Genomic DNA, 9,244 nt, shown 5'->3' with positions numbered 1-9,244 from the left:
GTCGACGCCTACGTGTTTGCGCTCGGGGTGCTGTTCGCCATCATCTGGTTGCGCCGTCGCGAAGCCGTGCAATACGGCTACTTTGCGGCGGCGAGTCTCTTGTGGGCCGTTTGCACGAGCAACGACCTCCTCACCGACCCGCCACTTTCGCCGCATGCCTGGCAGATGTTGATCTTTCTCTGCAACATCTGGACGTCACTCCTGTTCGCGCTGTTCTTCCTGCGCTTCGCCGGCCGGTCATCACCGCGTCTGGAGCTCGGCGCGATCGGCCTGGTGCTCGTTGCCAATGCGCTGCAGTTCCTGGTCAACCCGATCCGGCAACAGATCGCCTTTGCGGTGGTGATCCTCGGCGTGCTGTCGCTTTGCGGCTGGGCAACCGTTTTGCTGCTGTCCGATGCGCAAGGCCGGTCGAGGCGCGACCGGCTGTTGCTGGGCAGCGCCGCCGTCATCGGGATGCTCGTCGGAGCTCATGACTGGCTGCTCACCATCTTCGTCTTGCCGTTCGACAGGCCCCACTTGGTGGCCTACGCCGCCCCCGTGACGCTGTCGATCTCGGCATGGGTGCTTGCTGGTGACTACACCCGCATCCAGGAGGACCTGACGCTGTTGAACCGCAGGCTCGCCGATCGCGTCCGGCAGCGCGAGATGGAACTGCGCGCCTCCTTCGCCCACCTCGCCGAGGCCGATCGCGATTTCGCCGTGGCCACCGAACGGGCGCTCGTTCTGCRCGAACTGCATGACAACGTCGGCACCCACCTGGCCAGTGCGATGCGGCAACTCGAAGGGGAGCGCACCGAGCCGCTCGCGGTCGCCCAGACGCTGCGCGAGACACTGGACCGGCTCAAGCTGCTGATCGATGCGCTGAGCATGCCGCCCGGTGACGTCAATGCGCTGCTGGCCAGCCTGCGCTATCGCTTGCAAAGGCGCATTCAAGCCGCCGGACTCCATCTGCGCTGGGAAGTCGATCTGCTGCCGCACTGGGAAGCAGGCGAGCATGGCGACGCGATGCGCCGCCTGCAGCAGCTGTTGCTCGATGCGTTGACGAACACCCTGCGACACTCGCACGCCACCGAACTGCACCTGGCGGCGCGTGCCACAGACGGCGGCATCGACGTCGCGCTCACGAACAATGGACCTGGYTGGGGCGGTGTTCCGGTCGCAGCGCTGCGAACGATGCACGAGCACGCCGTCGGGCTCGGGGCCGTCCTGGAAGTCAGCGCGCCCCACTCCGGAGCTTGTATCCGGCTGTTGTTGCCGCTGGCCTCTTGAGCAGAGCATTCACATCGCTACCCCGTCAGCGTCGAACCGATCCCTGCTGCAACTCCTCGCTCAGCTTCGCCCGGTCGGCGCCATTGGCACATTGCACGACCAGCAGGCGGAAGAACTCCGCCCGGGTTTGCGCCTGGCCGGCGACCCTCTTGACCACCACCGCGGCAATCGGTCCCATCCGGCTCGTCAATACGCGACATGCGTGGGCCAGCACCTCGGGGCTCGGGGGTTCGCTGCCGGCGAACGGCCCTGGAAACAGCGAGCCTTCAAGCACCCCGGCCGAAGCATTCATCGCCACCCCGAAAGCATCGCATTCTGCGGTGATGCGTTCGATGAAGGCGCGACGCTGAGCGGGCGGCACGTGCTCGACGAGGGTGGTGCTGAAGGACGCCAGGTCAAGACAGTTGCGGGCCGCCTTGCGCACGAGAACCTTGCCGATCGGGCCGACGAAGCCRACCAGCGCCCGTTCGGCCCGTCCCAAGGTGGCAGCGTCCAGGCCCGCCCACGATGCGGCGGCCGTACCGACGAGATCCGGACTCCGTGGCGACCCCGTTGTCAGGTCCTCGGGAAAGGCTCGCGTCGTGACGGTGCAGTCGGGGAACAGCGCCGCGGCCCAGGTCCGCATCTCGATGCCATTGACGCAAGACGAGATCGCGGGAGCCACCTCGGAGCGCTTCGACAGCGCGCCGCGAAACTCCGCAGCGCTTGCGAACCTGGCCTTCGGGTCCTTGGCCAAGGCCGTCGAGATGATCGAGTCGTAGAAGGCATGCCGGACCGTGTTCGCAGCCGCGCTCGGCGCCGGTGGATCATGGTCGAGCGTCGCGCGCATCACCGACTGCGAACGACCCCTGAACGGCGCCTTGCCGGTCAGCAACCGGTACAGCAATACGCCAGCGGCGAAGATGTCCACGCGATGATCGAGCCCCACGGCGGTGTACTGCTCCGGGGCCATGTATCCCGGCGTTCCGACCCAGGGGCCGCCCTGGGTCAGCGCGACATCTTCGACGCGCGCAATACCGAAGTCGGCGAGCTTGACTTCGCCCCTGGGCGTGACGATCAGGTTCTCGGGCTTGATGTCTCGATGCCAGACGCCGTGCCGGTGCACGCAATCCAGCGCGTCCAGCAGCTGGTCCATGATGCGCAGCAACTCGGCCTCGGACAGCATGGGCGTGCGCGACAGAATCCGTCCGAGGCTGAGTCCTTCGACCAGTTCCATCGCGATGAAGGCGCAGGCGTCGTCCTCGCCATAGTCGTAGATGGCCACGATGCCGGGGTGAGACAGCCGGCCGACCGCTCGCGCTTCGTTCTTGAAGCGCGCCGCGACGAGGTCTGCCATCCGATCGTGATCCAGCAGGTTTCGGCGAATGACCTTGATGGCCACCGGCCGTTGAATCCCCGGATCGAAGGCTCGATAGACGACCCCCATGGCGCCATGCCCCAGAACGCCGGTGATGCTGTACTTCCCCACGCGCGCAGGGTGGGATGCACGCCGGAGCGTATCGGCAAGGTCGGTCATCGGCCCCATGGTATGAAGTCGCCGGCGTTTGAACCTGCCATGAATATGGGAAGCGACGCTCGAGAAACGCTGATGAAACGGTCGCTGCTGCACGCTTCGGGATTGCCGACTTGCCGGCAACGCACACGATGGCCATCAACTATCACCCCGTCGCTGCCGCTGATCGCATGCTCTCCCACTTCGGCGTGGCTCAGCCCGAAGGTGACGTGACGGCAGGAAGTCTGCCGCTCTATCTCGCGCCATTCATCTCACGAGCACAGGATGGCAAGAGTTTGACACTGGGCCGGCGTGCCCAGGACGCGCCGGCCGACATCGCCGGTGATCTGGACATTTTTCGCCGTGCATGGCGTCGTGGTCAGCGCTGCATCGTCCCCACCGAGGCCATCTACGAACTGAACTATCAGACCGGCAGGCCTGTTCGCTGGCGAATCAGCCGCCGCGATCGCGCACCGATGGGGATTGCCGGCCTGTGGCGCTGGTGGAAGGACAACAGGACCGGCGAGGAGGTCCCCAGCTTCACGATGCTCACCGTCAACGCGGACACGCACCCGCTCATGATGCAGTTCGGCAAGCCATGGCAGGAAAAGCGAATGGTCGTCATCCTGGACGAGACGGACCACGACGCCTGGCTCACCTGTCGTCCCGATCACATGATGGGTTTCATGCACCCCTGTTCGGCTGACCGGCTTGTGGCAGAGCCCTGGCCCAAAGGCCGTTCAGGTGCCACGCCCACATGGGCAGGCGGCGTCACTGTTCTTTGGGGCACCGAGAGCCTTCCGGCAAGCGGCAAGGGGTGATCAAGCCGGCCTCAAGCCATGGATGCGGCAGAACACTGGCGCCCGGTCCTAGCTCGCCACCACCCGCCGCGCGACCGACGCCACCAGCGGGTGCGCGTTGAAGTGCGCCAGCAGCCGCGACTTCTGCATCGCCGTCAGCGGCGCCGCCGCGATCATCGCCGGCCACTGCGCGCAGGCCGCCCGCACCGCCAGCCGGATGACGGTGGCCGCCGGCTTCTCGSGAATGCGCAACGCCGCGCAGAAGGCACGCACCACCGCCGGCGACAACAGCAGGCGCACACGCGCCGCGGCCTGACTGGCCGGCGGCGCCAGCGTTGCCGGCAGCAAGGCCAGCGCATGGCCCTGGTGCCCGCTGTAGGCCGCGTACGCGACGATGTCGTAAGCGGGGCCGAGGCGCGGATGCACGCCGTCCGGGTAGACCAGCCCGATGTTCTTCAGGTGCATGTCGGGGTTGCCCAGCATCTCGTTGACGACCAGGCGCCGCAACAGCTCGTGCACCGCCGCCTCGCCCAGGCTGTCGAAGCCCATCAGCACCGCCGCCACATCCAGGCAGGTGCGCGAGCCGCCCTCGGCGCCGGTGCCGTACTTGTCCTCGGGCATCACGCCCAGCACCTGCGCGAAATCCTCGCAGTGCACGCGGCCGGACTCGCTGCGGTCGTAGCGCCGCACCGCGAGAAACTGCGTGCGCGCATCGGCATCGCCCAGATCGTAGCCGTGCCGCACCGCGAGCTTCTCCAGCGGCTCCAGCCACGCCTCGCAGACCTCGACGCCGGCCGCCGCGGCGAGCCGCAACGACAGCGCCTCCACCTCCGGCAGCAGCGGCTGCGCCACCACCGGCAGCTTCGCGATGATGTGGGTGTCGTGGTCCTTCGTGCGTGCCACGTAGCGGTCACCGTCGCGGATCGCCCCCACCTTCGGCTGCACGCCCGACAGCGAGACGCCGTCGTCCAGCGGCTCGGCGCTCACCGACATCTCCAGCGCGTCCTGCTGCTGCGTCACGCAGCGCGCCAGCTCGTCGCGCGACAGCGCCACCGGCAACGCGAGCAGCCGGCCCGGCAGGTCGCGCCCGCAGGCGGCCAGCATCTCGAAGTGGTCGCGCGGGTCGCAGCCCCGCAGCTCGGCCACCCGGTCGCGGAACACGCCCTCGGGCAGCAGGTTCTGGAAGAACGACGGCAGCAGCCAGCCGTTGCGGTTCGAGAAGCGGCCGTTGAAGGCCGTCGACCTCACGTCGCGCCACAGCGCCTGCTGCTCCAGCGGCGCATCGGCCAGCCACCCCGCCGAGACGGTCAGCGCGCCGGCGATCTGTATGAATTCTTCATCGGCGACGAAGCGCGTCACCACGGTGTCGGCCGCCAGCGTGTATCGAAACAGCACGCCGATGCGCAGCCCCTGACCCAGGAAGATGCCGAGCGCCTGGACGTTCATCGGGCCGGACGCACGCTCTCGAGCGCCGCCGCGACGCGCGACTTCACCTGCGGCTCGGTCGTCTGCGCCCCGGCATCGACCGCCGCCGACGCCGCACGCGGCACCAGCACCACGTCCAGCCCCAGGCGGTCGGCCACCGCCAGCAAGGTGCTCAGCTTGAAATCCTCGCGACCGCTCAGCACGTTCGTCAGCGTGCGCTGCGAAACACCGGCTTGCTCGCGCAACTGCGCCTGCGTCAGCGTCGACGCCTCGAGCGACGCCCGCACCACACCCGACAGATCACCTACAGAGTTCATGGCAGCAAAGTAGTCGAATTGAAGTTTCGACTACTTTGCAGTGTATGCCTCTGGGCCAGAAGTGGCAATAAATTGCCACATTCTGGATCTAGACTACTTTACTTCCATCAGCGTTGGTACACCCGGACGTAGTCGACATCCATGCGCTGCGGGAACACCGTGGCGCCGTTCGGCGCACCCGGCCAGTTGCCGCCCACCGCGACGTTCAACAGGATGTGGAAGCGCTTGTCGAACGGGGCCGGGAAGGCGCCGCCGCTGGACCACCACTGCGTCTGCGTGTTGTACAGCGTGCCGTCGACATAGTGGCGGATGACGCCCGGCTCCCACTCCACCGCGTAGGTGTGGAAGTCGTTGAGGATGCTGCTGGCCGGCACGAAGGGCTTGCCCGAGTTCGTGTTGTTCGGCCAGGCGCCGCCGTAGTGCAGCGTGCCGTAGACGGTGTTGCCGCCGGCCGCGCCGGCATTCACCGCCTCCATGATGTCGATCTCGCCGCTGGCCGCCCAGCCGCCGTAGACCGAATCGGACGGCAGCATCCAGAAGGCCGGCCACAGGCCCTGCCCGCCCGGCAGCTTGATGCGCGCCTCCATGCGGCCGTACAGCCAGTCGCCCTTGTTCAGCGTGCGCAGCCGCGCCGAGGTGTAGTCGCGGCAGCCGTCGGTCGAGCAGAAGCGCTCCTTCAGTGCCYTGATGCTGAGCACGCCGTTGGCCACCGAGGCGTTCTCGGGCCGCGCGGTGTAGTACTGCAGCTCGTTGTTGCCGCCACCGCCGCCGTTCACCTCGAAGCCCCACTTGTTGCCATCGATCGCACTGCCGTTGAACTCGTCCTGCCACACCAGGCGCCAGCCTGCGGGCGGCTGCGTGGGCGGCTGGGTCGGCGTCGTCGTGTCGCCGCTGCCGGCCGAGAAGGCCCAGCGCTGGTTGGCCTGCGTGCCGGTGCAGTCCCACTGCTGCAGCTTGCCGCCCGACGCAGTGCTCCACTCGGCCACGTCCAGGCACTTGCCGCTGTGGCGCGCGACGACCTGGTAGCCGTCGGGCGTCGCGTTGACGAGGAAGCGCTGGTTGTCGCCGGCGGTGTCGGTCCACTGGGTCAGCAGCGCGCCATTCGCGGTGGAGACGCCGGCGATGTCGAGCGACTGGTGCGTCTGCGCATTCGAGAAGCGGTAGGCGCCGCCCTGCTCCGGCAGGACGTCGAACTTCTGCGTCTGCGCGCTGCTGCAGGTGGCCTGCACCGCAGCCGTACCGGCGGCCGCGCTGCCGCCCTGGATGTCGACGCACAGGTGCGAGTGGTTCGAGCTGATCGTGTACTGCCCGACCGGCAGCGTGCCGCGGCCGGTCGCCGTCAGCGGATGGAAGTGGTACTGCTGCGCGCCGCTGCCGTTGCAGCTCCATTGCTGGATGTTGGCGCCGTCGTTCAGCGAGGCGCTGGCCACGTCGACGCACTTGCCGCTGTTGACGTTGGTCAGCACGTAGCGGTTGCCCTGCACCCGCTCGATGCGAAAGCGCTGCGCGTTGGTGCCGTTGTCGGCCCACTGTTGCACGTTGGCGCCGTCGGCGGTGCCGGCCGATGCGACATCGACCGCCTTGCCGCTGCCGACGTTGATCAGCTTGTAGACGCCGGCCGACGGCTGCGAGACGTCGAAGGCCTGCGCCATGTTCGCGTTGCAGCCGGCCTGCTGGATGTTGCCGCCGTCGGCGGTGCTGGCCGCGGCCACGTCGACGCACTTGCCGCTCAGTGCATTGACGATCACGTAGCGGCCGACCGGCAGCRTCGCGGTGGAAATGCCTGCCGCCACCTCGCGGCCGGCGCCTTGCGCGGCGGCGCTGCCGTTGGTGGACGACGCCCCGTCGTCGCCGCTGCCGCAGGCTGCGACGAACGCTGCCGCGGCGATCGCCAGCGGCAGCAACGAGATCCGGTGGCCCATGCGGACCGTGTCGTGGTGTGCCATGAAGATGCTCTCCCCCTGTGAATGCAGGCGGATTCTGGAGGGGCGCCARGAGCCCGGGAACGGGGTCATTGCAACAAGCCGAAACCCGGTCGTGCTGCACCAGGCCGCGCTGTTCCAGCAGGCGATCCATGTCCGGATGCGTCGCGCCGATTGCGCCGTGTTACGTAACAGGCGGGGAAACTGGAAACGCTTTCAGTTCGGCGCCGCGAACCGCGCCGCCGCAGCCTGGACCGCATCGAACACGCCGTCGGGCACACGGTTCTGGAACTGCTTGCGCCGGTGCATCGAGACCTTGCCGCCGTTGTCCAGCGCGCTCAGCACCAGCGTCGCAAGATCGCTGCCCCGCAGGTCGAAACGCTCGCCGACGGTTCGAACGATGGCGTCGTAGCGGGCGAGAAACTCCGTCTCCTGGCGCAGCTCGACTTCCAGCGCCTGCTCGGCCATCCGGTAGCCGAACTCGACGCAGGCGGTGGCGTCCCAGTAGCGGTAGAGGGCATCGTCGCCGCGGAACTGCAGGTCGTACTGCCCTTCGTCGATCCACCGCACGCCCCAGAACTCGCGCACCGGCCGCGAGTAGCGCTGCAGCACCGCCAGGTAGTCGTCTTCATGCCGCTTCATCGCCACCGACACCGGCAGCAGCGTTCCCTTCGGCAGCTGCCCCGAGCGGCACAGCGCCTGGTGGAACAGGAAGCGCGACAGCCGGCCATTGCCGTCCATGAACGGATGGATGAACACGAAGCCGAACGAGACGATCGCCGCGGCGACGATCGGATCGATGACGGTGGGCGCGGCATTCGCGAACGCCATCAGTTCGTCCATCAGCTCCGGCACGAGTTCGGGCGGCGGCGGCACATAGGTCACGCCGGCCGCGCCGCGCGCCGGGCCGCGCAGCCAGTTCTGCTCGCTGCGGAACTGCACTGCCTTCACGTGCAGGCTGCTCACCGCCGCGTTCTGGAGTTCGACCAAGTGGTCTTCGCTCAACGCAGGACCGTCATGCGCCTGGTGCAACAGCGCGATGAAGCGGCGGGCCTTGTCTTCGGTCGGCGCCTCGCGCTCGATCGCGAACGAGTCTTCGGTTTCGTGCAGGTAGGCCCAGCGCAGCGCACGGTCGGTCATGCCGGCACCGAGCGAATCGATGAACTCGCGGGTGCGTTCGAGCACGCCAGAGGCCATCGCCTTGTCGAGCCAGGGCGTGCGCTCGACCGTCGCGCAGTAGCGCAACGACCCCAGGCCGTTGAACGACACCCGCCAGCGGGGGTCGCGGCGCTCGGGTCCGGTCAGGTAGCGCGCCGGATCGAACACCGGCACCGTCTGTCCACCAATCGCCGGCAGGTCATTCAACTCCCGACCGGTGAAGCGCTCCCACAGGCAACAGGCCAGGCGGATGTAGGCGCCGCTCGGCGACTGCCGGAGCTGGTTCAGCAACGCCGCGGGGTCCACGCGCGGCAGGGCCTGCGCGAGAATCTGCAGATCGACGCCCTCGTGCTTCAGCGCGAAGAGCAGGTGCGCCAGCGGCTGCGTCGTGTCGGGTGCAACACTGCGGGGAATGGACAGGAAGGTCTCGCCCGGCTCGATGCGCGTGACCGGCTTCAGCCATGCCGGCTTCGCGGGCGGAAGCGCCGCGAGCGACAGGGACTGGCGCAGGTGCTCGTACCCGACAGGCCTCATTTTTCTTGTCCGCTTCGAAGTTTTTTTGGATTCTAGGGATATCGGCTCATTTTTTTTGAATTTCGCTCATGCCCCACACCCCTGAACAACGCCAGCAATTGCGTCGCCAGTGCACACTGGTCGTCCCCGACTTCGCCACGCCCACGCCGGCCGAGGAGTTCGCCCGCATGGCCACCTGGTGCGAGGCCCACGACGTCGAGCACGACCACTACGGCAACGGCGCGCTGGCGGCCGACTTCGAACGCAAGATCGCCACGCTGCTCGGCAAGCCGGCCGCCGTCTTCATGCCCAGCGGCGTGATGGCGCAGCTCGCGGCGCTGCGCATCC

The 9,244-nt window shown here is 67.7% G+C and carries 8 protein-coding genes; 3 read left to right on the top strand and 5 right to left on the bottom strand.

The window, feature by feature from the left end:
- A partial coding sequence (locus tag AC1D01_RS11295) for a sensor histidine kinase (protein WP_477866156.1) occupies nucleotides 1–1,269 on the top strand: 1,269 nt, incomplete at its 5' end.
- A gap of 25 nt (nucleotides 1,270–1,294) precedes the next feature.
- On the opposite strand, the gene AC1D01_RS11290 is transcribed toward AC1D01_RS11295, so the two are convergent.
- The gene (locus AC1D01_RS11290; RefSeq protein ID WP_477866154.1) at nucleotides 1,295–2,785 is read right to left on the bottom strand and encodes a serine/threonine-protein kinase; all 1,491 of its coding nucleotides are present in this window, start codon (nucleotides 2,783–2,785) and stop codon (nucleotides 1,295–1,297) included.
- Nucleotides 2,786–2,913: 128 nt separating this feature from the next.
- Here AC1D01_RS11290 and AC1D01_RS11285 point away from each other — a divergent pair, with 128 nt between their 5' ends.
- On the top strand, nucleotides 2,914–3,582 hold the full coding sequence (locus tag AC1D01_RS11285) for an SOS response-associated peptidase family protein (RefSeq protein ID WP_477866152.1): 669 nt from the start codon (nucleotides 2,914–2,916) through the stop codon (nucleotides 3,580–3,582).
- Between the two features lie 48 nt (nucleotides 3,583–3,630).
- Here the strand turns inward: AC1D01_RS11285 and AC1D01_RS11280 are convergent, their stop codons facing one another.
- From AC1D01_RS11280 to AC1D01_RS11265, 4 genes are all read right to left on the bottom strand, one after another.
- On the bottom strand, nucleotides 3,631–5,007 hold the full coding sequence (locus AC1D01_RS11280) for a type II toxin-antitoxin system HipA family toxin (RefSeq protein WP_477866150.1): 1,377 nt from the start codon (nucleotides 5,005–5,007) through the stop codon (nucleotides 3,631–3,633).
- The gene (locus AC1D01_RS11275) at nucleotides 5,004–5,303 is read right to left on the bottom strand and encodes a helix-turn-helix transcriptional regulator (RefSeq protein ID WP_477866148.1); all 300 of its coding nucleotides are present in this window, start codon (nucleotides 5,301–5,303) and stop codon (nucleotides 5,004–5,006) included. The genes AC1D01_RS11280 and AC1D01_RS11275 overlap by 4 nt, the downstream gene beginning before the upstream one ends.
- Before the next feature lie 107 nt (nucleotides 5,304–5,410).
- Entirely contained in the window at nucleotides 5,411–7,249 is a 1,839-nt protein-coding gene (locus AC1D01_RS11270) for an RICIN domain-containing protein (RefSeq protein WP_477866146.1), read from the bottom strand.
- Nucleotides 7,250–7,441: 192 nt separating this feature from the next.
- Nucleotides 7,442–8,917 (bottom strand): Fic family protein, encoded by a 1,476-nt coding sequence (locus AC1D01_RS11265; protein ID WP_477866144.1) that lies wholly within the window; start codon nucleotides 8,915–8,917, stop codon nucleotides 7,442–7,444.
- Between the two features lie 68 nt (nucleotides 8,918–8,985).
- Here AC1D01_RS11265 and AC1D01_RS11260 point away from each other — a divergent pair.
- On the top strand, nucleotides 8,986–9,244 hold a 259-nt coding region (locus tag AC1D01_RS11260; RefSeq protein ID WP_477866142.1), incomplete at its 3' end, for a beta-eliminating lyase-related protein.

Source organism: Rhizobacter sp. P3_B12 (genome assembly GCF_056402895.1).
The sequence above is the reverse complement of the archived record's forward strand: the minus strand, read 5'-3'. Positions and strand labels throughout refer to the sequence as shown.

What these genes read in the sequence shown, in the direction of transcription:
- AC1D01_RS11285 (WP_477866152.1), top strand. Translation starts at nt 2,914, where the DNA reads ATGGCCATCAACTATCACCCCGTCGCTGCCGCTGATCGCATGCTCTCC.
- AC1D01_RS11275 (WP_477866148.1), bottom strand. Translation starts at nt 5,303, where the DNA reads ATGAACTCTGTAGGTGATCTGTCGGGTGTGGTGCGGGCGTCGCTCGAG.
- AC1D01_RS11265 (WP_477866144.1), bottom strand. Translation starts at nt 8,917, where the DNA reads ATGAGGCCTGTCGGGTACGAGCACCTGCGCCAGTCCCTGTCGCTCGCG.